This is a genomic window from Saccharothrix variisporea, assembly GCF_003634995.1.
GTDB lineage: Bacteria > Actinomycetota > Actinomycetes > Mycobacteriales > Pseudonocardiaceae > Actinosynnema > Actinosynnema variisporeum.
The window spans coordinates 4,414,871-4,437,825 of record NZ_RBXR01000001.1 but is presented as its reverse complement, the minus strand read 5'-3'; the positions used below and the strand labels follow the sequence as shown (position 1 = coordinate 4,437,825).

The following is a 22,955-nucleotide window of genomic DNA, read 5'->3' as shown; positions in this document are numbered from 1 at the left end:
TTCCATTGTCCCACGGGGGACCGACAGAACCGGGCGTGCGGGCTAACGCGGGTACCACACCCGCCGGGCCGGTACGGAGACCAGTTCTCGCTCCGGCCAGCGCACCGCCGTCAACGACCCGCCGAATGCGCAGCCGGTGTCCAGGCACAAGGTACCGTTGACCCACACCGGCTCCTCGACCGGCGTGTGTCCATAGAGGACGGTCGCCGCGCCGCTGTACTCCTCGAACCACGGGTGCCGCACCGGGAAACCGCGCGCGTCGACCTCGCCCGTGCTCTGCCCCCACACCGCCAGCGCCCGCGCCCGGGACGACTCGACGCCGTGGTACCGCTCGGGTAGGCCGGCGTGTGCGACGACCAGCGCGCCGCCGTCGAGGACGTAGTGCGGCACCAGGGCGTCCAGGAACTCCAGGACCTCCGCCCGGAACCCCGCGGGCTCGCGCGCGAGCTGGGCCAGCGACTTCTCCAGGCCGTGCACGACCGTCACGTCCCGGCCGCGCAGCGCCCGCGCCAGCTTGTCGTCGTGGTTGCCCCGCACGCACAGCGCCGTCCCCGCGCGCACCATGCCCATGACCAGCCGCAACACCCCCGGCGTGTCCGGACCCCGGTCCACCAGGTCGCCGACGAACACCGCCGTGCGGCCGTCGGGGTGCACCGCGCCGTCGGAGGTCACCGCGTAGCCCAGTTCGCGCAGCAGGTGGACCAGTTCGACCCGGCACCCGTGGACGTCTCCCACCACGTCGAACGGGCCGCTCAGGTGCCGCAGGTCGTTCGGCGGGCGCTCGGTGATCTCCACGCCGCCCAGTCTCGTCGAACCGGTCCCCGCGCCGCCCGGGAATTACTGTGGACCCATGACGAACCGGCTCGCGTCCTCGACCAGCCCGTACCTGCTCCAGCACGCCGAGAACCCGGTGGACTGGCACGAGTGGTCGCCGGAGGCGTTCGCCGAAGCCCGGGAGCGGGACGTGCCGGTGCTGCTCTCGGTCGGGTACGCGGCCTGCCACTGGTGCCACGTGATGGCGCACGAGTCGTTCGAGGACCAGGCCACCGCCGAGTACATGAACGCGCACTTCGTCAACGTCAAGGTCGACCGCGAGGAGCGCCCGGACGTGGACGCGGTCTACATGGCCGTCACGCAGGCGCTGAGCGGGCACGGCGGGTGGCCGATGACGGTCTTCCTCACCCCGGACGGGGAGCCGTTCTACGCGGGCACGTACTACCCGCCGGTGCCGGGGCGCGGGATGCCGTCGTTCCGGCAGGTGCTGGAGGCGATCGACCACGCGTGGCGCGAGCAGGGCGCGGAGGTGCGGGAGTCGGCGGCGAACATCGTGTCCCAGCTGGCGTTCAAACCGCTGCCGCAGTCCACTGTGGACGCCGAGGTGCTGTCCGGCGCGGTGGTGTCGCTGCTCGGGCACTTCGACCGCGCGCACGGCGGGTTCGGTGGCGCGCCGAAGTTCCCGCCGTCGATGGTGCTGGAGTTCCTGCTGCGCCACCACGAGCGGACCGGGTCGGTGGAGGCGCTGTCGATGGCGCGGGCCACGTGCGACGCGATGGCGGCGGGCGGGCTGTACGACCAGTTGGCGGGCGGGTTCGCGCGGTACAGCGTGGACGCGGCGTGGGTCGTGCCGCACTTCGAGAAGATGTTGTACGACAACGCTTTGCTGCTGCGCGTCTACACCCACCTGAGCCGGCGCGACCCGTCGCCCCGGTACGCGCGGGTCGTGCGGGAGACCGCCGAGTTCCTGCTGCGCACGCTGGCCACGCCGGAGGGCGGGTTCGCCGCGTCGCTGGACGCCGACACCGACGGCGTCGAGGGCCTGACCTACGTGTGGACGCCCGCCCAGCTCGCCGAAGTCCTCGGACCGGTCGAGGGCGCGCGGGCCGCCGTGCTCTACGGGGTGACCGAAGAGGGGACGTTCGAGCACGGGACGTCCACGCTGCGGATGCTCGGCGAGCCGGTGCCGGAGATCACCGAAGCGCTGCTGGCCGCGCGGGAGCAACGGCCCCAACCGGGGCGGGACGACAAGGTCGTCACGGCGTGGAACGGTCTCGCGATCACCGCGCTGGCCGAGGCGGGCTCCGTGTTCGGCGAACCGCGCTGGGTGGAGGCCGCCGTGCGGGCGGCGTCCCTGCTGCTCGACCTGCACGTCGTGGACGGGCGGCTGCTGCGGACGTCCCGGGCCGGGGTCGCGGGCACGGCGGCGGGCGTCCTGGAGGACTACGGGTGCTTCGCCGAAGGGCTCTTGGCGTTGCACCAGGCGACCGGGGACCAGCAGTGGCTGACCTCCGCGTGCTCGCTGCTGGACACGGCGTTGGCGCGGTTCGCCGGGTCGGAGCCGGGCGTCTACTACGACACCGCCGACGACGCCGAGGCGCTGGTCCAGCGGCCGTCCGACCCGTCGGACAACGCGAGCCCGTCCGGGGCGTCGTCGCTGGCGTCCGCTCTGGTCACGGCGTCGGTGCTGGGGGCGCACCGGTCGGCGGAGTACCGCGCGGCGGCCGAGGCGGCGGTGGCGCGGGCCGGTCTGCTGGCGGCGCGCGAGCCCCGGTTCGCGGGGCACTGGCTGTCCGTGGCGGAGGCGTTGGAGCACGGGCCGGTGCAGGTGGCCGTGGTCGGCGGGGACGCCGACCTGGTGTCCGCGGCGTGGCGCGAGGTGCACGGCGGCGGTGTCGTGGTCGCCGGCGACCCGGACTCCGCGCCCCTGCTGGCCGACCGGCCGCTGGTGGACGGCGGTCCGGCGGCCTACGTGTGCCGCGGGTACGTGTGCGACCGCCCTGTCACCACGGTGGACGACCTCACGGCCGCCCTTCACCGGTAGCGAACCACGCTTGTCTTCACCTGTTACCGGCGTAGCGTCGATTGCACTGTAATCGTGTAATCAACGAAGTGGGTGCGTGATGAGACGAGGTTGGGGCTCGCGCTGGCAGCAGACCGAACAGCCGCCCGCGGACGACGCGGGGGCCTGGTTCGCGGGCCGGCTCCCGGACGAGTGGTTCACCGAGGCGCCGACCGTGACGGTGGACCGCGAGGAGATCCTGGTGGTGGGCACCCTCCCGCCACTGACGGGTGAGTTCGCCGACGAGGCGGAGCGGGCGGCGGCGGAGTCGGGCCGGATCAGCCGGTTCCGCGAGCAGACGCGCGAGGAACGCATCGAGATCGCCCGCCAGGCCGAACACCGCTACCGGCGCAAGGTCGCGTGGGGTGCCCGGCTGGGCGGCACGGAAGAGCTGTTCACGACCCTGTCCGTGCCGGTGATGACCAGGCTGCGCCAGCCGGAGCGGCAGGTCCTGGACACGCTGGTGGCGGCGGGCGTCGCCCGGTCCCGGTCGGAGGCGCTGGCGTGGGCGGTCCGCCTGGTCGGGCAGCACGCGGACGCGTGGCTGACCGAGCTGCGCGACGCGATGTCCCGCGTGGACGACCTGCGGGCGCAGGGACCGGACCTGGCGTAGTCGTGGAGTCGTGACCGTCGACTACACCATCGCCTGGCACCTGGAGCCGACCTCGTTCCGCACGCACACCAGGGTCTCGTTCCCGACGCCCCGACCGCACGCGCTGCTGGAGGCGACCGACGTGCGCCACGCCCGGCTCAACGGCCACGACGTGCCGTGGGACGGCGCACGTCTCGCCCTGGGGCCGGTGGGTGTGCCGGGGTCGGCAGGTGTGCTGGAGGTCGAGTCCGTGCACGCGTACGCGCCGGACCGGGGTTTCCGCCGGGTCGAGGTGGACGGCGACACCTACCGCTACACCCTGCACCACCCGACCTTCGCGCCCCGCACGTTCTGCTGCCTGGACCACACCACCCGCGCCACGACGGCGGTGACCGTGCACGCCCCGGGAAACGCCCTGGTCAGCGACACCCGAGCCCCGGTCGCACCGCACGCCCTGGCCGCCGCCGTCGGGCCGTGGGCGGAGGTCGGCCCGGACGTCCACGCCGCCCGCTCCCGGACGTTCGACGGTCGCGCGGTGTCGGCGCTGGTGGCGAGGTCGGTGGGGTTCTTCGAGGACTTGCTGGACGTGCCGTACCCGTACGGCTCGTGCCGGGTGGTGCTCGTGCCGGAGCTGCCGGTCCTGGGCTTCTCGTCACCGGGCCTGGTCCTGCTGGACACCCGCGCACCCCTGGACCTCTCCCCGCTGCACGCCGCGACCGTGGTGGCGCACGAGGTGGCGCACCAGTGGGCGGGCAACGTGACGGACGGGGAGTCGTCCCTGGTCGAGGGCCTGGCCACCTACCTCAGCCGGCTGGCGGCGGAGGCGTTCGTGCCGGGCGCCGACCCGTGGACACCCCCGACCGGCACCCCGTGGCCCGACCGCCCCTACGCCCCGCACCTGGCCCGAGTCGTCGGGCTGGAGGCGCGGGTGGGGCGGAAGGCGCTGGTCAGGGCGCTGGGCGAGTTCTTCCGGGCGCACCGGTTCGGGGAAGCCGGCTGGGCCGACCTCGAAGCGCGCGCCTAGCCGTCAGGAGTAGATCGCGAACCAGATCGCGATGTAGTGGCACAGCGCCGCCAGCACGGTCGCCGCGTGGAAGAACTCGTGGTAGCCGAAGACGTGCGGCCACGGGTTGGGCCAGCGGGAGGCGTAGAAGACCGCGCCCGCCGTGTAGAGCAGGCCGCCGACCAGCAGCAACACCAGCGCGGCGACGCCGACGTGGTGCAGCAGGTCGGGCAGGACGAAGACCGCCACCCAGCCCAGGGCGATGTAGATCGGCACGCCCACCCACCGGGGCGCGTGCGGCCAGGCCAGCTTGAGGGTCACGCCGCCCAGCGCGCCCAGCCAGACCACCGCCAGCACGATGTTGCCGGTGCCCGGGTCCATCGCCAGCAGCGCGAACGGCGTGTACGTGCCCGCGATGAACACGAAGATCATCGAGTGGTCCAGGCGCTTCATCCACGTGCGCGCCTTCACGCTGACCCAGTTCACCCGGTGGTACAGGGCGCTGACGCCGAACAGGCCGACGACGGTCGCGCCGTACACGGAGGTGGCCAGCGCCGCCTTGCCGGAGACCGTCGCGGCGGCCAGGGCGATCAGGGTGGCGCCGGTCGCGACCGACACCACGAAGGACCAGAAGTGCAGCCAGCCGCGCAGACGGGGGCGAAGTGCCGGTGCCGGCGGCTCGGGAATCGTCGACGTCGTCACCCCTTCGAGGTTACGGGACCGTAGGTACGCAGGTCAGCACACGACGCAGTGACCGCCCCCACCCGGCGTACGCTCTTCCAGCGTGGGTCTTCGCGAGCGCATCAAGGACGGGTTCCTCCTGCCGGTCTACGAGTACCGGCTCAACCGGTGGCTCGCCGGGAAGCAACGACCACGCCACGTCGGTGTCGTCCTGGACGGCAACCGGCGCTGGGCCAAGGAGGCGGGCTTCACCGACGTCGTCCACGGCCACCGCGTCGGCGCGCGCAAGATCCTCGAACTGCTGAACTGGTGCCGCGAGGCCGAGGTCGAGGTGGTCACCCTGTGGATGCTGTCCACGGACAACCTCAACCGGCCGATCGAGGAGCTCGGGCCGCTGCTGGACATCATCGGCGACATCGTCGACGAGATCGCCGAGCCCGGTAACCCGTGGCGCGTCCGGCACGTCGGCGCCCTGGACCTGCTGCCCACCGAGACCGCCGCCCGCCTGTCCGCCGCCTCCCTGCGCACCCGCGACCGGACCGGCCTGGAGGTCAACGTCGCCGTCGGCTACGGCGGGCGCCAGGAGATCGCGGACGCCGTGCGCAAGCTGCTCCAGAAGCACGCCGAGTCCGGCGGGACGATCGAGGAGCTGGCGGAGGTCCTGGACGTCGACCACATCGCCGAGCACCTCTACACCTCCGGCCAACCCGACCCCGACCTGCTCATCCGCACGTCGGGGGAGCAGCGGCTGTCGGGCTTCATGCTGTGGCAGTCCGCGCACTCGGAGTTCTGGTTCTGCGAGGCCTACTGGCCGGAGTTCCGCCGCACCGACTTCCTGCGCGCCCTGCGCGACTACGCCCTGCGCCACCGCCGCTTCGGCGGCTGATCCGGCGGCTGGACGACCCGGGCGAGGGGCGACCCCGGTGCGAGGGCATGGCGCGGCCGGCGACGCTGCGACAAAGCGAAGGGGCGCCCCGGCTGCGGGACGCCCCTGTGCCTAACCCCGGAGGGGTCAGTCGTTCTCGCCGTAGAAGTTCGCGTCGTCGCCGTCCACGACCCCGCCCGCGGCGCAGTTGTCGACGAAGATCGGGGAGTTGATCGGCACCGCGAACGCGATGACACCGGCGCCCACGTTGTTGCCGCACACGCCCGCGACGGCGTTCACGTTGTTGCCGTTGATCGCGGACAGCAGCCCGCCGTTGTTGACCTGCGGACCGCCGTTGTGACCGTCATCCCAGCCGCCGGGGGTCCCGGTGGCGGCGAACGCGGGCGAACCGAGCATCATGAGGCCGGCCGCGATGCCGGCGATGGCGCCTGCCTTCTTCAGCACGTCAGTTCTCCTTTGGTAATGGTCCGAACGGGCGAAAAGCTATCGAAGATCGCGTGCTGCGGCGCGCTCACTAACACCATTGTGTGAATAGTGTTTGCCGCCACTCACCGCCTGTGCGGGGACACCGGCAGAAACGCCAGGGGCGCCACCGGACTGGGTACCGGTCAGCGCCCCTGACGGGAATGCGGAACGAACTGTCAGTCGTCGTTCTCGCCGTAGAAGTTCACGTCGTCGCCGTCGACGATGCCACCCGCGGCGCAGTTGTCGACGAACACCGGCGAGTTCACCGGGATCGCCGCGGCGATCAGGCCGGCACCGACGTTGTTACCGCACGCGCCGACGACCGCGTTGACGTTGTTGCCGTTGATCGCGCTCAGCAACGGGCCGTTGTTCCACTGGACACCTTCGCCGGCGGCGAACGCGGGGGAACCGAGCATCAAGAGGCCCGCCGCGACGCCGATGACAGCGCCTGCCTTCTTCAGCACTTGAATCTCCTTCGTGTCGGGTTATCCCCCGTACCTTCCGGAGTCTTCGGGGATCTCCGGACGCTGGGGTCCTCAAGGTGAAAAGTTACTCGAACACCAGTCCGTCCGAGCGTCGGCGACCACTATCGTGTGACGCGACTTCGTGATCTATCGCCTGTTCCGGTTGTCCTCGGTGCGGTTGTTCCATCGCGGTCAACCGACCGTGGTAAAACCCGGCGACGATCAGTCGTGGTCCCAGTGGTGGTGGTGGTGCTCGTCGTTCTCGACCTCGACGTCGACCTCCTCGTTGGAGCAGGTGTCGCTGCCGATCGGCACCAGGTCGAGGTCCACGTTGACCAGCTGGACCGCGTCGATCTCGCAGACGTTGATCTGGTTGAGGATGTCCGAGTCGTCGATGTTCACCAGACCGACCTGGTCGGTGTGGTCCACGTCGACGTCGCGGGCGCTGCCGACCACGCGGTCGATGTCGTCGGAACCCGGCTCGCCCGCGAAGGCGGGGGAAGCCGTGAGCAGCATTCCGGCGGTGATGGCGGCGAGAGCGCCAACCTTCTTCAGCATGCAACTACTCCCTAGGTGTTTTATCGTTCCGACGACAACGGCAATCGCGTCGTGGACGGTGGTGGTGCTCAGTGGTGGAACACGCCGGAAGGGGCGGGGCACGAGGCTCGCCGCCACCGCCCCTTCCGACATCACACGCGGTGTGGAAGCCGCGTGGCCGAGATCAGTCCTCGACCTCGATGTCCACGTCGGTGTTCTTGCAGGTGTCGCTGGCGATCGGCAGCAGGTCGACGTCGACGTTCACCAGCTGAACGGCGTCGATCTCGCAGACGTTGATCTGGTTCAGCAGGTCGGTGTCGTCCAGGTTGAGCAGACCGACCTGCTCGGTCACGTCGATGTCGTCGTCGGCGAACGCCGGGGAACCGATTGCCATCAGGGCCGCGGCGATCGCGGTAGCCGCAGCTGCCTTCTTGAACACGCGAATGTCTCCTTCGTGTGTAACGTCCGAGAGTTCCGGAAGCACGCGGGAGATGTGCGGTGCGGCTTCCGGGTCGGGACAATACCCACAAGTGTCTCGGCGCAGCTACCGACGCCATACCATTGAGCGAATTTCGGATGCTGTTTCGCTCCATCGGTTGATTTCCGCGCAATTCGGGTTTGCCCCGGCGTGCCGCTGTTGCGCCTGGTTGACGTAGGCTCCCGCACTCATGGACGCCGGAGAGCTGGTGCGGGAGTACCTCCTGCTCGGGCTGCGCCTGGACCGGCTCCACCCCGGCCTGGTCGACTCCTACACCGGCGACCGGGCGCTGCGCCGCGCCGTGGACGACGAACCCCGCCCGCACCCCGCCGCGCTGGCCGACCGCGCCTCCCTGCTGCGCCGCGAACTGCCCGGCACCGACCTCGCGCCCGACCGCAAACGTTTCCTGGACGCCCACCTGACCGCCGTCGAGTGCACCGCGCGCAAGCTCGCCGGCGTGCGCGTCCCGTTCGTGGAGGAGGTGCGCGCGTACTTCCAGGTCGACATCCGCCCCGGCGACGAGGACGTCTACCGCCGCGCCCACGCCCTGCTGGACGAGGCCCTGCCCGGCGGCGGGCCGCTGCGGGAGCGGCTGGCCGACCACCGCGCCGCCGACGAGATCCCGCCGCGCCGGCTCAAGGGCGCGGTGCACGCCCTGTCCAGCGCCCTGCGCGACCTGGTCCGCGAGCGGTTCGCGCTGCCGCCGGAGGAGGTCGTCGAGTACGAGATCGTCGGCGACAAGCCGTGGAGCGGGTTCAACTACTACCTGGGCGGCTTCCGGTCGAAGGTCGCGATCAACGCCGACCTGGGGCACCGCATGTCCAACCTGCCGCACCTGGTCGCGCACGAGTCCTACCCCGGCCACCACACCGAGCACTGCCGCAAGGAGGTCGGCCTGGTCGGCAAGCGGGGCCACCGCGAGCAGGCCATCTTCCTGATCAACACGCCCCAGTGCCTGATGGCCGAGGGCATGGCGGAACTGGGCCTGCACGCCGTCGTCGGTCCCGGCTGGGGCCGCTGGACCGCCGACGTCCTGCGCGACCTCGGCCTGCACATGGACGGTGACCAGGCCGAACGGGTCGAGGCGGCGGCGTCGGGCCTGCTCGGCGTGCGCCAGGACGCGGCGCTGATGCTGCACGACCGGAAGGCGTCCCAGGACGACGTGGTCGACTACCTCCGTCGCTGGCTGCTCGTGCCCGAGCGGCGGGCGCGGCACATGGTCCGGTTCCTCGCCGACCCGCTGTGGCGGGCCTACACCACCACCTACGTCGAGGGCACCCGGCTGGTGCGGGCGTGGCTGGACCTGCGTCCGGCAGCCGAGACGACAGCTGAGCGTTACCTGAGACTCCTGGACGAGCCGGTGGTGCCCGCGACCCTCCGGCAGGAGCTGCGCGAGGGGGTCCCGTGGTTGCCCCGCGACGCCTCGTGACGACCGCTGCGTGAACTGGTGTACCCCCGCTGAGCTGCGTGGACGACAGCGCGTTGCGGTCGTGTGACGGCCGGTCGCCGCAATCCGGGCACCCCGGACGCGATCTTTCCGTGGTTTTGCGGCTACGTGACGAATTGGCGAATCACCTGTGTGGCTGCCTGCAGGATGGGTACTTCCGCAGGTAACTTCCGACTTGGCGGGACGCGTCCACTGCGGACCGCGCAGGGAGGCTCCGATCGTGGCAACTAGCGCGAGGGGGCCGGCACCCGGCCCTCGTGGGCGGTGCGCCTGACCAAGGCGTGTCGTCCGATCGGGGTGGTGCCTGGCCCAGCGAGGAGCGGACGCGGGTGCCGCGTTCGTGAAGGAGTTGCCGTGAACGCACGACGACCCGCGAGCCGTTCCTCAGGCTCATCGCGCAGCTCGTCCCGGCGCCGGGGTGCGCCGACCTCCCATACGTACGTGGTGGACACGTCCGTCCTGCTGTCCGACCCGCTGTCGATGACCCGCTTCGCCGAGCACCAGGTGGTGCTCCCGCTGGTGGTCATCAGCGAGTTGGAGGGCAAGCGGCACCACCCCGAACTGGGCTGGTTCGCCCGGGAAGCGCTGCGCCTGCTCGACGACCTGCGCCTCCAGCACGGCCGCCTGGACCGACCGGTCCCGATCGGCGACGTGGGCGGCACGGTGCGCGTCGAGCTGAACCACTCCGACCCGGAGGTGTTGCCCGCGGGTTTCCGCACGGACTCCAACGACGCCCGGATCCTGGCCTGCGCGCTCAACCTCGCGGCCGAGGGCGAGCACGTCATCCTCGTCACCAAGGACATGCCGCTGCGGGTCAAGGCCGGCGCGGTGGGCCTGGCGGCCGAGGAGTACCGCGCCCACGACGTGACCCTGTCCGGTTACACCGGGATGTCCGATGTGGACGTGGACCAGTCGGTGGTGGACGCGCTCTACCGGGACGGCACGATCGACCCGGCCGAGCACGACCTCGCGCACGTCGCCGAACTGCCGTGCCACAGCGGGCTGCGGATGCTCGCGGGCACGTCCAGCGCGCTGGGCCGGGTGACCCCGGACAAGCGCATCCGGCTGGTGCGCGGCGACCGCGAGGCGTTCGGCCTGCACGGCCGGTCCGCCGAGCAGCGCGTGGCCCTCGACCTGCTGCTGGACACCGAAGTCGGCATCGTCTCGCTGGGCGGACGGGCCGGCACCGGCAAGTCGGCGCTCGCGCTGTGCGCGGGCCTGGAGGCGGTCATGGAACGCCGCCAGCACCGCAAGGTCGTCGTGTTCCGCCCGCTGTACGCGGTGGGCGGGCAGGAGCTCGGGTACCTGCCGGGTTCCGAGAGCGAGAAGATGCAGCCGTGGGCGCAGGCGGTGTTCGACACCCTCGGCGCGCTGGTCAGCCAGGACGTGGTCGAGGAGGTCATGGACCGCGGGATGCTGGAGGTCCTGCCCCTGACCCACATCCGCGGCCGGTCGCTGCACGACTCGTTCGTGATCGTCGACGAGGCGCAGTCGCTGGAGCGCAACGTGCTGCTCACGGTGCTGTCCCGGCTGGGCGCGAACTCGCGGGTGGTGCTCACCCACGACGTGGCCCAGCGCGACAACCTGCGCGTGGGCCGGCACGACGGCGTGGCGGCGGTCATCGAGAAGCTCAAGGGCCACCCGCTGTTCGCGCACGTGACCCTGACCCGGTCGGAGCGCTCGCCGATCGCGGCCCTGGTGACCGAGATGCTGGAGGACTACCACTCCTGACGTGACGAAAGGGGCTCCCCGGGGCTGGGGAGCCCCTTTCGCGTCAGTCCCCGCAGAAGGCGGTGGTGAGCAGCTTGGGCAGCACCTGGTTGAGCGCCGCTCCCGGGTTCACGTCGGCGTCGCCGGCGGTCACCCCCGCGGTCAGGGTGCGCTTGCCGTCGGGCGAGCTGTACATCAGCGACCCGTAGCCGCCGGGCGGGCTGCCGTTGTGGTGCAGCACGGTGCCGCACCCGAGGTCCTGCACGAAGATCCCCAGGCCGTAGCCCAGCGTCGGGTCCGGCTTGCGCATCTCGGCCATCAGCGGCGCGGGCAGCAGTTCGCCGCTCTGCAGCGCGGTGGAGAACCGCCCGAGGTCCGCGGTGGTCGAGATCATGTCGCCCGCGCCGAACAGCAGGGACGGGTCCTGGCGGGTGACGTCGACGACCTTCCACTGGCCGCCGTCCTGGTAGCGGTAGTAGCCGCGGGAGTGCGGGCCGGGCAGTCCCGACCACGAGCCGGGCACCACCGTGTCGCGCATCCCGAGCGGGCGGAGGATGCGCCGGTGCACCTCGTCGCCGTAGGAGCGGCCGGTGACGGCCTCGATCAGCAGAGCGGCGACGGTGTAGTTGGTGTTGGAGTAGCTGAAGCCGGTGCCGGGCGCGAACCGGGGCGGCTTGGCCAGCGCGAACCGCACCAGCTCGTCCGGGTGGTAGGTGTCGAAGCGGTGGTCCACCCAGTCCTTGCCGGTCGAGGGCAGGCCGGGCACCACCGTGCCGTCCGGGAAGTACTCGCCGGTGTAGTTGAACAGGCCGCTGGTGTGCTGCAGCAGCATCCGCGTGGTGATCCGCCGGTCGAGGCCGAACCGGGGCAGGTGGTCGGCCACCGGGGCGTCCAGCCCGAGCCTGCCCTCGGCCACCAGTTGCAGCACGACGGTCGCGACGATCGGCTTGGTCGTGCTGCCGATCCGGTACCGCCCGTCGGTCGGCGGCTGCGCGTTCCCGTCCAGCGAGCGGCGTCCGGCGCTGCCGACCCACTCGCCCCGCTCGTCGCGCACCCTCACCTGGATACCGAGGAACCCGGCGTCCGCGAAGGCCTCCACGGCCGCCCGCAGCTCCGGGCGGTCCTGCGGGGCCGCGGTCGCCGGTACGGCCGCCGCGGTCACCAGCGTTCCTGCCAGCAGTGCCGCCACCGCGGCCCTGGTCTTCCGCAGCTTTCGCGCCGCCGATGTCGTCGTCATGACCGCAACGATCACGGCCCGTCCTGACACCGAGCGGTCACGCCGCTGACACCCCGACCCCGGGGCGCGTCAGTCCAGGGCGCGGCGGAGGAAGCCCCGAACGCCCAGCGCGCCGAACCCCGCGATCGACACGACCAGCACCACCAGGCACACCCACAGCGGGATGTGCGGCACGCCCGGCGCGAGCACCGCCCGCGTCCCCTCGCTGACGTAGGTCAACGGGTTGAGCGCGCACACCACCTGGAACCAGCGCAGGCCGTCCAGCTCGGTCCACGGGAACTGCGCGGACCCGGTGAACAGCAGCGGCGTGAGGATGACCGCGAACATCACCGTGATGTGCCGCGGCGAGACGGACGTCCCGATCACCATCCCGACCGCCGCACCCGCCAGCGACCCGAGCACGATCACCAGCAGCGCCGCCGGCAGCCCGGACACCGGCCACGACACGTCCAGCATCAGGAACCCGATCGGCACCATCAGCACGGCCGCCAGCAACCCGCGCAGCGCGCCGAACACCATCTTCTCCACCGCCACCAGCGGGATCGGGATGGGCGCGAGCAGCCGGTCCTCGATCTCGCGGGTCCACGAGAAGTCCAGCACCAGCGGCAGGGTGGTGTTCTGGAGGGCCCCGAGGAAGCCGTTCATCGCCACGATCCCGGGCAGCAGCACGGCGGCGAAGCTGCCCTGCACGAACCCGATGTCGCCCAGCACCTTCGCGAAGATGAACAGGATGAAGAACGGCTGGATGATCACCTGCGCCAGGAAGCTCGGCAGCTCCCGTCCCGTGACGAAGACGTCCCGCCACAGCAGCGCACCGAACGTCCTCGCGGCGGTGCCGGTCGTGGTCGCCGGGGTCGTGGTGGTCATCGCAGCTCCCGTCCGGTGAGGTGGATGAACACGTCCTCCAGGCTCGGCGTGCCGAAGGCCAGGTCGGTGACCGCACAGTCCAGGCGTTCCAACGTGCGCAGCACCTCGGGCAGCGCGGCGGCCGGCGAGACGTCGGTGAACAACCGGAACAGCCCCGCGTCCGCCACGTGCTCGACCCGTTCGACACCGTGCAGACCCAGGAGGGCCTGCTGGACGGGTTCGGGACCGGCGCCGTTCAGGCTCACCGTGACGCTGAGCGTCGTGCTGCCCGGGAGGGTGGCGGTGAGGGCGTCCGGAGTGTCGAGGGTGAGCAGCTTGCCGTGGTCCACGATGCCGACGCGATCGCACAGCTTGTGCGCCTCGTCCATGTCGTGCGTGGTGAGGACGACCGTGACGCCATCGGCGTGCAGGGCCGCGACCCGGTCGTGCACGAACAACCGAGCCTGCGGGTCGAGCCCGGTCGACGGCTCGTCCAGGAAGAGGACACGGGGCCGGTGCATCAGCGCGCGGGCGATCATCAGCCGCTGGGCCTGACCGCCCGACAACGTGTCGACCAACGCCTTGGCGTGGTCCTGGAGCCCCATGCGCTCCAGGACTTCGTCGGCGAGCCGGTGCCGTTCGGCGCGCCCCATGCCGTGGTAGGCGGCGTGGAACAGCAGGTTCTGCCGGACGTTGAGCGCGCGGTCCAGGTTGTTGCGCTGCGGCACCACGGCAAGCAACTGCCGCGCCCGCTGCGGGTCACGCACGACGTCCACGCCCTCCACCAGCGCGGTACCGGAGGTGGGCCGCACCCTGGTGGTCAGGACACCCACGGTCGTGGTCTTACCGGCACCGTTGGGCCCGAGCAGCCCGAAGACCTCGCCACGCCGAACCGTGAAGCTCAGCCCGGCCACAGCGGGACTCCGACCCGCTTTGTAGACCTTCACGAGGTCCGACACCGAAACCGCAACGTCCACACCGCCAGCGTAGGCCCAATCCGGCCACCAGCCCAGCCGCGCACTTTTTTCGAGCCGCAGGCTCACGCCCGAAGGGCGAATTGCTTTCGCCGTGCTGCAAGCCCACAGGAAGGGCCTCGGTTTCTTTCCCCCGTACGGCCTGGGCGCAGCCCAACCACGCTTGGTCCGTTTCTGCAACCAGCTTTTCCGGTTGCGGAAACGGGCCAAGTGTGGTTGCCTCCGGCAGGTCGTACGGGGGAAAGAAACCGACGCCCTTCCACCCCCGGGGGCCTGCCGCGCGGCGAGCGCCGCTTTTGATCTTTCGAGCGCTCCGCGCGTTCGAGCTCGTGGGCGCGGAGCGCCTCTCAAGAGCGCGAAGCGCGTCCCGTTTGGATCTTGAAGATCTTGAAATCGTGAAAAGCGAAAAGAGCCTCGCCGGCGGGCAGGCCGCCAAGGATGGACGGAAAAGCAAGGGCGGGGGCTTTTCCGTCATCCCCGTATGGCCTGGTGGAACCTACCACAGATTTCCCGGGTGCCGCTAAAATTTTTTGCTCGTCCCTCACAAAAAATTTCGGCTGCACCCGGGAAATCTGTGGTAGCCCTTCGGGCAGGCCATACGGGGATGACGGAAAAGCCCAGCGGGAGGTCTGCTGCGCTAGCCCTTCGGACAACGCGCCCTGCGGGCGCCAAGGGCGCCAAGGGCAGAAGGGCGTCCAAGGGCGCGAAGGGCGCGTTGCGTGGGCCTGAAGGCGGCGGGGTTACCAGCCGGAAGGCAACGGGCGTCCTTCGGCGAAGCCGGCGGCGGACTGGATGCCCAGGGTCGCGCGTTCGTGGAACTCCTCCACCGTGGACGCGCCCGCGTAGGTGCACGCCGAGCGCACGCCCGCCGTGATCGAGTCCAGCAGGTCCTCCACGCCGGGGCGGGTCGGGTCCAGGCGCATTCGGGACGTCGAGATGCCCTCCTCGAACAGGCCCTTCTTGGCCCGTTCGAACGCGTTGTCCGTCCGGGTCCGTGCGCTCACCGCCCGCTTGGACGCCATGCCGAACGACTCCTTGTAGAGCCGTCCCTGCTCGTCGCGGTGCAGGTCGCCGGGGGACTCGTAGGTGCCGGCGAACCACGACCCGACCATCGCGGCGCTCGCGCCGGCTGCCAGGGCGAGGGCGACGTCCCTGGGGTGGCGCACGCCGCCGTCCGCCCACACGTGCTTGCCCAGCGCTCGGGCCTGCGCCGCGCACTCGGCGACGGCGGAGAACTGCGGTCGGCCGACGCCGGTCATCATGCGGGTGGTGCACATCGCGCCCGGTCCGACACCGACCTTGACCACGTCCGCGCCGGCTTCGACCAGGTCGCGCACGCCTTCGGCGGTGACCACGTTGCCCGCGACCACCGGCACGGTCGGCCCGGCCTCCCGCACGGCCTTCAGCGCGGAGATCATCTTCTCCTGGTGGCCGTGCGCGGTGTCGACGACCAGCGTGTCCACGCCGGCCTTCAGCAGCGCCTCGGCCTTGGCCCGCACGTCGCCGTTCACGCCGATCGCCGCCGCGACCCGCAGGCGACCTTCGGCGTCCAGCGCGGGCGTGTAGACCTCGGCGCGCAGGGCCCCGAGCCCGGTCATGATGCCGCGCAGGCGGCCGTCGCCGTCCACGCCGAGCGCGACCCGGTGCGGGTCGTCGCCGAGGCGGTCGAAGACGTCTCGCGGCGCGGTGTCCAGGGCGAGGGACACCACCCGCCGGTCGGCGACGTCGTGCAGGCGGGTGAAGCGGTCGACGCCGCTGCACGCGGCCTCGTCCACGACCCCGAGGGGCCGCCCGTCCTCGTCCACCACGACGACCGCGTTGTGGGCGCGCTTGTGGATGAGGTTGAGGGCGTCGGCCACCGAGTCGCCGGGCGCCAGCGTCAGGGGCGTGTCCCACACGGGGTGCCGCTCCTTGACCCAGGACACGATCTCGGCGACCGCGTCGGGCGCGACGTCCTGCGGCAGGACCACCAACCCGCCCCGCCGGGCCACCGTCTCGGCCATCCGCCGCCCGGCGACCGCGGTCATGTTGGCGACCACGATCGGGATGGTGGCCCCGGTGCCGTCGGAGGTCGAAAGGTCCACGCCGAACCGCGACTCGACGGCCGAGCGGCTGGGGACCAGGAAGACGTCGTCGTACGTCAGGTCGTAGCTGGGCGCATGCCCTTCGATGAATCGCACGAGACCTTGACACTACCCGTCCGAGCGCCGTTGCGCCCTTGGTCGTGAGCCCCAATCACATCGCCATCGGCGGTCCTCCGGTTGTGCGATCCTCCAAAGGGTCAGGTGGGCAGGTCGGGCGGGGTCGTGGGTTGGGGGAGCAGGGCGCGGACGGCGTCGATCGTGTCCGCCTCGGCGGGATCTTTGTCGGGGCGGTAGCGGACCACCCGCGCGAAGCGCAGCGCCACCCCGCCGGGGTAGCGGGGACTGACCTGGGCGCCGTCCAGTTCGATCTCGATCACCAGTTCCGGCCGCACGGTGACCACCCAGTCGTTCTTCTCCGTCGCCAGCGCCATGAGCTCGCGCGTCTGCCACGCCAGCAGCTCGTCGGTCAGCCCCTTGAACGTCTTCCCGACCATGACCGGCGGCCCGCCGTCGGGGTCCCGCGCGCCCAGGTGCAGGTTCGACAGCAGGCCGCGCCGCCGGCCGCTGCCCCACTCGACCCCGAGCACCACCAGGTCGAGCGTGTGCACCGGCTTGACCTTCTGCCACGACCGACCGCGCCGCCCGGCCGCGTACACCGACTCCAGCGCCTTCACCATCACGCCCTCGTGCCCGGCGGACAGCGCGTTCTCCAGCACCGCCTCCGCCTGCTCCGACGACGGCGACACGACCCCGGGGATCACGTGCGCCCCCGCCACCCGCCGCAACGCGTCCAACCGCGCGGACAGGGGTGCGTCCAGCAGGTCCTCCCCGTCCAGGTGCAGGCAGTCGAAGAAGAACGGGCTGAGCAGCAGTTCGCGCTCGTCCTGCGCGCCGAACCGGCTCATCGTCTCCTGGAACGGCCGCGGCTTGCCGTCGTCGTTGAGCGCCAGCGTCTCGCCGTCCAGCACGACCGACGTGCACGGCAGGTCCCGGACCAGCGCCACCAGTTCCGGCACCGTTCGAGTGATCTCCCGCAACGTCCGGGTGAAGATCCGCACGGAGTCACCCGACCGGTGGACCTGGATGCGTGCCCCGTCCAGCTTGTGCTCGACCACGCACGCCCCCAGCTCGGCCAACGCCGCCGGCAGCGACTCGGCGGGCGAGGCCAGCATCGGCCGCACCGGACGCCCCAGCTCCAACCGGAACGCCCCCAGCTCACCCTTCAGCGCCGCGACGGCGGTGTCCGGCAGGCTCCCCGACAGCATGAACGCCCGCCGCACGTCCTCGCCCGGCGCGTCGGCGGCCCGCGCGATGGCGTCGAGCATCACGCCCTCCAGCGCGCCCTGCCGCAGCTCTCCGGTCAGCAGGCGGCGCAGGAAGTCCTGCTCGGCGGCCGTCGCACGGGCGAACAGCGAGGTCAGCGCCTCCACCCGCCGCTGCGCCGACCCCTTGCCGGAGATCGCCGCGTACGCGCCGAGCGCCGCGTCCACCTCGTCCACGGTCAACGACGGTTCCAGCGCGGGCGGCGGCGCGATGTCGAACACCGTGCGGTAGCCGGCCCCGATCCGGCCCTGGCTGGGCACGCCGATGAGGAACGACACGACCGCGGGCGTGGTCATCCGCCGCACCAGGTCGGCCAGCGCCGCGACCTTGGCCAGGCGCGACCGCGTGGCCCCCACGGCGGCGGACGTCTCGACTACCTCACTGAACAGCACGGTCACCATGGTGCACCGGGGGTACGACAAAAGCGTGGTGGACGATCACGCGAGGAACCGGCGCGAAACTTCGCGAGCGTCTAACACAACTCACCCATCTCCTGCACCGCCCGCCGCAGCCGGTCCGGCGTGGTGGCCGCGTAGCCCAGGACCAGCCCGGGGAACGTCGGCTCGTGCGCGTAGTCCGACAGCGGCGGCGCGTTGATGCCCGCGCGGGCCAGGCGGGCGGACAGGTCGCGGTCGTCGGTGCCGTCGGGCAGGCGGAGGACGACGTGCAGGCCGGCGGCGACGCCGATGGGGGTCCAGTCGGGCCGGACGCGGGTCACCTCGTCCAGCAGCGCGTCCCGGCGGGCCCGGTAGAGCTGGCGGGTGCGGCGCAGGTGGCGGTCGTAGCCGCCGCTGCGCAGGAGCTGGGCGAGCGCGGCCTGGTGCAGGGTGCCGCTGCCGAGGTCGTCCAGGCGCTTGCGCTCGACGACCGCCTCGCGCAGGCCCGGCGGTAGGACGAGCCAGCCCAGGCGCAGCGCGGGGGCCAGGACCTTGCTGGTGCTGCCCTGGTAGGCGACGTGGCCGGGGTCGAGCGCCTGCATCGCGCCGGTGGCGGGGCGGTCGTAGCGGTGCTCGGCGTCGTAGTCGTCCTCGATGACCACGGCGTCGCGCTCGCGGGCCCAGTCGAGCAGGGCGCGGCGGCGGTCGGGGTGCAGGACGACGCCGAGCGGGAACTGGTGGGCGGCGGTGACGAGGACGGCTCGTGTGTCTGCTGTGGACAGAGCATCGACCCGGATTCCCTTGTCGTCCACGGGGATCCGGTGGAGGGTGAGGCCGTGCGAGCGGAGCATGTCGGCCGCGCCGTAGTGGCTGGGCTCCTCGATGGCGACGCTGGTGTGCCCGGTCGCGCGCAGGACCCGGCCGAGCAGCGAGATGCCCTGGGCGGCGCCGCTGACCACCACGACGTCCGACGGGTGCGCGGCGACGGCGCGGACGCGGCCGAGGTAGTCGGCGAGCTCCTTGCGCAGCGGGGCGAAACCGGCCGGGTCGGGGTAGCCGAGGTCGTCGGCGGTGAGGGCGGTCAGTGCGGTCCTGGTCGCCTGGAGCCACCCGTCGCGGGGGAACGCGCTCAGCGCCGGGAGGCCGGGGCGCAGGTCGTAGCGCCACGGGCGGGACTGGTCGGTGGTGGCGGGGAAGGTGTTGGGCCAGTCGCAGGCGGCGGTCACGGTCGTGCCCGAGCCCCGCTTGGCCTCCAGGTAGCCCTCGCCGATGAGCTGCGTGTAGGCGGAGGTCACCGTGCCGCGGGCGACGCCGAGCTGGTCGGCCAGGTCGCGGCTGGACGGCAGGCGGGTGCCGGGCTTGAGCCGGCCCTCGCGGACGGCGCGGCGCAGCTCGGACTCCACGGCGCGGCGGCCGGTGAGTCCGCCGGGGAGCAGCAGCTCGCGAAAAGTGGTCCAGTTGGCGGCCATCGAAGTGGAGCTTAAACGTGGACCACCTTCGGGTGAAGGTTCCACGCATGAACCGTGTGAGGGCCGGAATCGCGTCCGGGGTGTCGGGATCGCTGATCGTGGGGGCGTCGGTGCCCGTGACCGGGATGCTCCAGGGGTACCCGCTGCTGACCGGGCAGGCGATGCGGTACGCGCTGGGCGGGCTCGTGCTGCTCGGGTGGACGCTGGCGCGTGGCGGGCGGCTGCCCGTGCCGCGGCGGGGGGACTGGCTCGCGCTGGCCGCGCTGGTGGGGTTCGGGATGCTCGGGTTCAACGCCTGCGTGCTCTACGCGCAGCGGTACGCCGAGCCGGGGTTCGTGGCGGCCGTCCTGGGCGCGAGCCCGTTGGTGCTGGCGCTGGTCGCGCCGCTGGTGGCGGGTCGGCGGCCGGCCCTCGGGACGGTCGTGGGCGCCGTGTTCGTGGTGACCGGGGTGGTCGTGCTGTCCGGGGGCGGGTCGTGGCACGGGCCCGGGTTGGTGCTGGCGGTGCTGACGATGCTGGGGGAAGCGGCGTTCACGCTGTTCGCGGTGGGGGTGGTGCGGCGGCTGGGAGGGGTCGCGGTGGCCACCTGGTGCTGCTTCCTCGCGGCCGGGGCGGGAGCGGTGCTGGGGACGTTCGTCGGCGGGTGGCAGGTGCCGACCCCGCGCGAGGGGGTGGCGCTGGGGGTGCTGGCGGTCGTGGTGACGGCGGTGGCGTTCGGGCTGTGGTACTTCGCCGTGGCGCAGTTGAGCGCGGACCGGGCCGGCGTGTTGATCGGGTTGATGCCGGTGGCGGGGCTGGTGGCGTCGGTGGTGTTGGGGGCGCAGGAGTTGACCGTGGTGGGGCTGGCGGGGGCGCTGGCGGTGGCGGCCGGGTGCGTGATCGGGCTGCGGCGGAGCGGGCCCGATCCGGGGGCGGCGGAGCCTGCCGGTGCGGCGGAGCCTGCCGGTGCGGCGGAGCCTGGCGGTGCGGCGGAGCCTGGCGGTGCGGCGAGCCTGACTGAGCAGCCCCCGATCTCCAGCCTGCCAGAGGGGGCCGACATCGCGGCCGTGCGGAGCTGAGGAAGCGCTGAGGGGAGGGTGTGCCGTGTGGCGTCGCCCTCCCCTCGCGCGCTCAGCCGCCGTTGGCCATGCGGAGGACGTCGAGGGCCTCGTCCAGCTGGGCCTCCGTGAGCTTGCCGGGGACGTGGCCGCGTTCCAGGACCACCTCGCGGATCGTCTTGCGCTCCTTCAGCGACTGCTTGGCGATCGACGCCGCCTCCTCGTACCCCAGGTACCGGTTGAGCGGGGTCACGATGGACGGGGAGGACTCGGCGTACTCGCGCATCCGGTCGGCCTGCGGTTCCGTCCCCGCCAGGACCTTGTCGGCCAGCAAGCGCGCCACCGCCGCGAGCAGCCGCGCCGACTCCAGGACGTTGCGGGCGATCACGGGGAGCATGACGTTGAGCTGGAAGTTGCCCTGCGCGCCCGCGAAGGCCACCGCCGCGTCGTTGCCGATGACCTGGGCGACGACCATCATCGTCGCCTCCGGGATCACCGGGTTGACCTTGCCGGGCATGATCGAGGACCCCGGCTGGAGGTCGGGCAGGGCCAGCTCGCCCAGCCCGGTTCGGGGTCCCGAACCCAGCCAGCGCAGGTCGTTGGCGATCTTGAACAGGCTCACGGCGGTCGCGCGCAGCTGGCCCGAGGCCTCCACGACGCCGTCCTGCGTGGCCTGCGCCTCGAAGTGGTCGCGGGCCTCGGTCAGGGGCAGGCCCGTGACCTCCGCCAGTTCCGCCGAGACCGCCGCGCCGAAGCCCTCGGGTGCGTTCAGACCGCTGCCGACGGCCGTGCCGCCGATGGGCAGTTCCGCCAGTCGGGGCAGGCTCGCGGTGAGCCGTTCGACGCCGTAGCGGACCTGCGCGGCCCACGCGCCCGCCTCCTGGCCCAGGGTCACCGGGACGGCGTCCATGAGGTGCGTGCGGCCGGACTTCACCAGGCCGGACCACTCGGCGGCCTTGGCCTCCAGGGTCTGCGCGAGGTGCTCCAGGGCCGGGATGACGTCGGTCGCCACCGCCTCCGTCGCAGCCACCCGCAGCGTCGTCGGGAAGGTGTCGTTGGACGACTGCGAGGCGTTGACGTGGTCGTTCGGGTGCACGTCCCGGCCCAGCGCGCGGGTCGCCAGGGTCGCGATGACCTCGTTGGCGTTCATGTTCGACGACGTGCCGGAGCCGGTCTGGAAGACGTCCACCGGGAAGTGCGCGTCGTGCGCGCCCTCGGCCACCTCGTCGGCGGCGGACGCGATCGCCCGCGCCACGTCGGCGGGCAGCACGCCCAGCCGCTCGTTCACCCGCGCGGCGGCGGCCTTGAGCAGGCCCAGCGCCCGGATCTGCGCCCGTTCCAGCCCCCGGCCCGAGATCGGGAAGTTCTCCACCGCGCGCTGCGTCTGCGCCCGCCACAGCGCGTCCGCGGGCACCCGGACCTCGCCCATGGTGTCGTGCTCGACGCGGTACTCCTGTTCAGCCATACCACCGAGTTTGGACCGGCTTGCCTTACTGGGCAGAGTGGCCTGCACCACCTATGGTCGAGTCATGGAGCTAGAGGTCGACCTGCTCGTCGTCGGAGCCGGCCCCACCGGACTGTTCGCGGCCTACTACGCGGGTTTCCGAGACCTGTCCGTGGCGCTGGTCGACTCCCTGCCGGAGGCGGGCGGTCAGATCACCGCGATGTACCCGGAGAAGATGATCTTCGACGTGGCCGGGTTCCCCGCCGTGCGCGGGCGCGAGCTGGTCACCGCCCTGGTCGCCCAGGCCGACCAGTGGCACCCGACCTACCTGCTCGGCCGCCAGGCCCGCACGCTGTCCACTGTGGACGACGGGCTCGAGGTCGGGCTCGCCGATGGTGGCGTCGTGCGCGCGAAGGCCGTGCTGATCACCGCCGGGATCGGCGAGTTCAAGCCGCGTCCGCTGCCCGCCGGCGACGGGTGGCTGGGCCGGGGCGTGGTGCACTTCGTGCCGACGCTGAACGTCCACACCGGACAGGACGTCGTCGTGGTCGGCGGCGGTGACTCGGCGTTCGACTGGGCGCTGGCGCTGCACCCCATCGCGAAGAGCGTGACGCTGGTGCACCGCCGGTCCACCTTCCGCGCCCACCCGCCGACCGTGCGGCAGGTCCGCGACCTCGGCGTGGAGATCATCACCGACGCCGAGGTGCTCGCACTGCGCGGCGACGACCGGGTGGCCGAGGTGGAGCTGGGGCTCAAGGGCGGCGACCGCAAGGTGCTGCCCGCGCAGGCCGTCGTGGCCGCGCTCGGGTTCACCGCCGACCTGGGCCCGATCGAGTCGTGGGGCGTCGAACTGGACCACCGGGCGATCGTCGTGGACACCACCATGCGCACCGCGCGGGACCGCGTCTACGCGGCGGGGGACGTCGCCCAGTACCCCGGGAAGGTGAAGCTGATCGCCACCGGCTTCGGGGAGGCGGCGACGGCGGTCAACAACATCGCCGTCGCGCTCAACCCCGACGCGCACCTGTTCCCGGGGCACTCCAGCAACGCGAGTTGAGGCGTAGG

The 22,955-nt window shown here is 71.9% G+C and carries 20 protein-coding genes and 1 pseudogene; 8 read left to right on the top strand and 13 right to left on the bottom strand.

Going from position 1 to position 22,955, the window contains the following annotated elements; all coding sequences use genetic code 11:
- Positions 1-51: 51 nt before the first annotated feature.
- Positions 52-804: pseudogene (locus tag DFJ66_RS19675) on the bottom strand (metallophosphoesterase); the annotation flags it as partial.
- Positions 805-850: 46 nt separating this feature from the next.
- Between DFJ66_RS19675 and DFJ66_RS19670 the strand changes: the two are divergent.
- The 3 genes from DFJ66_RS19670 to DFJ66_RS19660 all read left to right on the top strand — a co-directional run bounded on the left by DFJ66_RS19670 (position 851) and on the right by DFJ66_RS19660 (position 4,452).
- Complete coding sequence (locus DFJ66_RS19670; RefSeq protein ID WP_121223110.1) at positions 851-2,818, top strand: thioredoxin domain-containing protein; 1,968 nt, start codon at positions 851-853, stop codon at positions 2,816-2,818.
- Between the two features lie 79 nt (positions 2,819-2,897).
- Positions 2,898-3,449, top strand: coding sequence for a hypothetical protein (locus tag DFJ66_RS19665; RefSeq protein ID WP_121223108.1), 552 nt, complete (start codon positions 2,898-2,900; stop codon positions 3,447-3,449).
- A 10-nt stretch (positions 3,450-3,459) separates the two neighbouring features.
- Positions 3,460-4,452, top strand: coding sequence for a M1 family aminopeptidase (locus DFJ66_RS19660; protein ID WP_121223106.1), 993 nt, complete (start codon positions 3,460-3,462; stop codon positions 4,450-4,452).
- 3 nt (positions 4,453-4,455) lie between these two features.
- Here DFJ66_RS19660 and trhA read toward each other — a convergent pair whose 3' ends face one another.
- Positions 4,456-5,133 (bottom strand): PAQR family membrane homeostasis protein TrhA, encoded by a 678-nt coding sequence (gene trhA, locus DFJ66_RS19655; protein WP_121223105.1) that lies wholly within the window; start codon positions 5,131-5,133, stop codon positions 4,456-4,458.
- Between the two features lie 118 nt (positions 5,134-5,251).
- Between trhA and DFJ66_RS19650 the strand changes: the two genes are divergently transcribed.
- Positions 5,252-5,998, top strand: a complete 747-nt coding sequence (locus DFJ66_RS19650; protein WP_397556330.1) for an isoprenyl transferase — start codon at positions 5,252-5,254, stop codon at positions 5,996-5,998.
- 126 nt (positions 5,999-6,124) lie between these two features.
- On the opposite strand, the gene DFJ66_RS19645 is transcribed toward DFJ66_RS19650, so the two are convergent.
- The 4 genes from DFJ66_RS19645 to DFJ66_RS19630 form a co-directional block, all read right to left on the bottom strand.
- Positions 6,125-6,442 (bottom strand): hypothetical protein, encoded by a 318-nt coding sequence (locus DFJ66_RS19645; RefSeq protein WP_121223100.1) that lies wholly within the window; start codon positions 6,440-6,442, stop codon positions 6,125-6,127.
- A gap of 197 nt (positions 6,443-6,639) precedes the next feature.
- Positions 6,640-6,927 (bottom strand): hypothetical protein, encoded by a 288-nt coding sequence (locus DFJ66_RS19640; protein WP_121223098.1) that lies wholly within the window; start codon positions 6,925-6,927, stop codon positions 6,640-6,642.
- 222 nt (positions 6,928-7,149) lie between these two features.
- On the bottom strand, positions 7,150-7,485 hold the full coding sequence (locus DFJ66_RS19635; RefSeq protein ID WP_121223096.1) for a hypothetical protein: 336 nt from the start codon (positions 7,483-7,485) through the stop codon (positions 7,150-7,152).
- Between the two features lie 163 nt (positions 7,486-7,648).
- Positions 7,649-7,903, bottom strand: a complete 255-nt coding sequence (locus tag DFJ66_RS19630) for a hypothetical protein (protein WP_121223094.1) — start codon at positions 7,901-7,903, stop codon at positions 7,649-7,651.
- A gap of 229 nt (positions 7,904-8,132) precedes the next feature.
- Here DFJ66_RS19630 and DFJ66_RS19625 point away from each other — a divergent pair, with 229 nt between their 5' ends.
- Both DFJ66_RS19625 and phoH2 read left to right on the top strand, forming a co-directional pair.
- The gene (locus DFJ66_RS19625) at positions 8,133-9,371 is read left to right on the top strand and encodes a DUF885 domain-containing protein (protein ID WP_121223092.1); all 1,239 of its coding nucleotides are present in this window, start codon (positions 8,133-8,135) and stop codon (positions 9,369-9,371) included.
- A 459-nt stretch (positions 9,372-9,830) separates the two neighbouring features.
- Positions 9,831-11,120, top strand: a complete 1,290-nt coding sequence (phoH2, locus tag DFJ66_RS19620; RefSeq protein WP_121223090.1) for an RNA 5'-3' helicase PhoH2 — start codon at positions 9,831-9,833, stop codon at positions 11,118-11,120.
- Between the two features lie 43 nt (positions 11,121-11,163).
- On the opposite strand, the gene DFJ66_RS19615 is transcribed toward phoH2, so the two are convergent.
- The 6 genes from DFJ66_RS19615 to pdxR all read right to left on the bottom strand — a co-directional run bounded on the left by DFJ66_RS19615 (position 11,164) and on the right by pdxR (position 19,409).
- The gene (locus DFJ66_RS19615; RefSeq protein WP_121231428.1) at positions 11,164-12,336 is read right to left on the bottom strand and encodes a serine hydrolase domain-containing protein; all 1,173 of its coding nucleotides are present in this window, start codon (positions 12,334-12,336) and stop codon (positions 11,164-11,166) included.
- A 69-nt stretch (positions 12,337-12,405) separates the two neighbouring features.
- Entirely contained in the window at positions 12,406-13,203 is a 798-nt protein-coding gene (locus DFJ66_RS19610) for an ABC transporter permease (RefSeq protein ID WP_121223088.1), read from the bottom strand.
- Positions 13,200-14,159, bottom strand: a complete 960-nt coding sequence (locus tag DFJ66_RS19605) for an ABC transporter ATP-binding protein (RefSeq protein ID WP_121223087.1) — start codon at positions 14,157-14,159, stop codon at positions 13,200-13,202. The genes DFJ66_RS19610 and DFJ66_RS19605 overlap by 4 nt, the downstream gene beginning before the upstream one ends.
- A 737-nt stretch (positions 14,160-14,896) precedes the next feature.
- Positions 14,897-16,336, bottom strand: coding sequence for a GuaB1 family IMP dehydrogenase-related protein (locus DFJ66_RS19600; RefSeq protein ID WP_121223085.1), 1,440 nt, complete (start codon positions 16,334-16,336; stop codon positions 14,897-14,899).
- Between the two features lie 101 nt (positions 16,337-16,437).
- Entirely contained in the window at positions 16,438-17,955 is a 1,518-nt protein-coding gene (locus DFJ66_RS19595; protein WP_121231426.1) for an ATP-dependent DNA ligase, read from the bottom strand.
- Between the two features lie 80 nt (positions 17,956-18,035).
- A complete protein-coding gene (gene pdxR, locus DFJ66_RS19590; protein ID WP_121223083.1) occupies positions 18,036-19,409 on the bottom strand; it encodes a MocR-like pyridoxine biosynthesis transcription factor PdxR in 1,374 nt (457 codons plus the stop codon).
- 47 nt (positions 19,410-19,456) lie between these two features.
- Between pdxR and DFJ66_RS19585 the strand changes: the two genes are divergently transcribed.
- The gene (locus DFJ66_RS19585) at positions 19,457-20,467 is read left to right on the top strand and encodes a DMT family transporter (protein ID WP_170199544.1); all 1,011 of its coding nucleotides are present in this window, start codon (positions 19,457-19,459) and stop codon (positions 20,465-20,467) included.
- A 52-nt stretch (positions 20,468-20,519) separates the two neighbouring features.
- Here DFJ66_RS19585 and DFJ66_RS19580 read toward each other — a convergent pair whose 3' ends face one another.
- A complete protein-coding gene (locus DFJ66_RS19580; RefSeq protein ID WP_121223081.1) occupies positions 20,520-21,911 on the bottom strand; it encodes a class II fumarate hydratase in 1,392 nt (463 codons plus the stop codon).
- 64 nt (positions 21,912-21,975) lie between these two features.
- Between DFJ66_RS19580 and DFJ66_RS19575 the strand changes: the two genes are divergently transcribed.
- Positions 21,976-22,947: an NAD(P)/FAD-dependent oxidoreductase gene (locus DFJ66_RS19575; RefSeq protein ID WP_121223079.1), complete on the top strand. Its 972-nt coding sequence runs from the start codon at positions 21,976-21,978 to the stop codon at positions 22,945-22,947.
- Positions 22,948-22,955: the final 8 nt, after the last annotated feature.

Excerpts from the sequence above, each read along its gene's own strand:
- DFJ66_RS19610 (WP_121223088.1), bottom strand. The coding sequence starts at position 13,203 with ATGACCACCACGACCCCGGCGACCACGACCGGCACCGCCGCGAGGACG.
- pdxR (WP_121223083.1), bottom strand. The coding sequence starts at position 19,409 with ATGGCCGCCAACTGGACCACTTTTCGCGAGCTGCTGCTCCCCGGCGGA.
- DFJ66_RS19665 (WP_121223108.1), top strand. The coding sequence starts at position 2,898 with ATGAGACGAGGTTGGGGCTCGCGCTGGCAGCAGACCGAACAGCCGCCC.
- DFJ66_RS19625 (WP_121223092.1), top strand. The coding sequence starts at position 8,133 with ATGGACGCCGGAGAGCTGGTGCGGGAGTACCTCCTGCTCGGGCTGCGC.
- DFJ66_RS19635 (WP_121223096.1), bottom strand. The coding sequence starts at position 7,485 with ATGCTGAAGAAGGTTGGCGCTCTCGCCGCCATCACCGCCGGAATGCTG.
- DFJ66_RS19585 (WP_170199544.1), top strand. The coding sequence starts at position 19,457 with ATGAACCGTGTGAGGGCCGGAATCGCGTCCGGGGTGTCGGGATCGCTG.
- DFJ66_RS19575 (WP_121223079.1), top strand. The coding sequence starts at position 21,976 with ATGGAGCTAGAGGTCGACCTGCTCGTCGTCGGAGCCGGCCCCACCGGA.
- DFJ66_RS19670 (WP_121223110.1), top strand. The coding sequence starts at position 851 with ATGACGAACCGGCTCGCGTCCTCGACCAGCCCGTACCTGCTCCAGCAC.
- DFJ66_RS19580 (WP_121223081.1), bottom strand. The coding sequence starts at position 21,911 with ATGGCTGAACAGGAGTACCGCGTCGAGCACGACACCATGGGCGAGGTC.
- DFJ66_RS19615 (WP_121231428.1), bottom strand. The coding sequence starts at position 12,336 with ATGACGACGACATCGGCGGCGCGAAAGCTGCGGAAGACCAGGGCCGCG.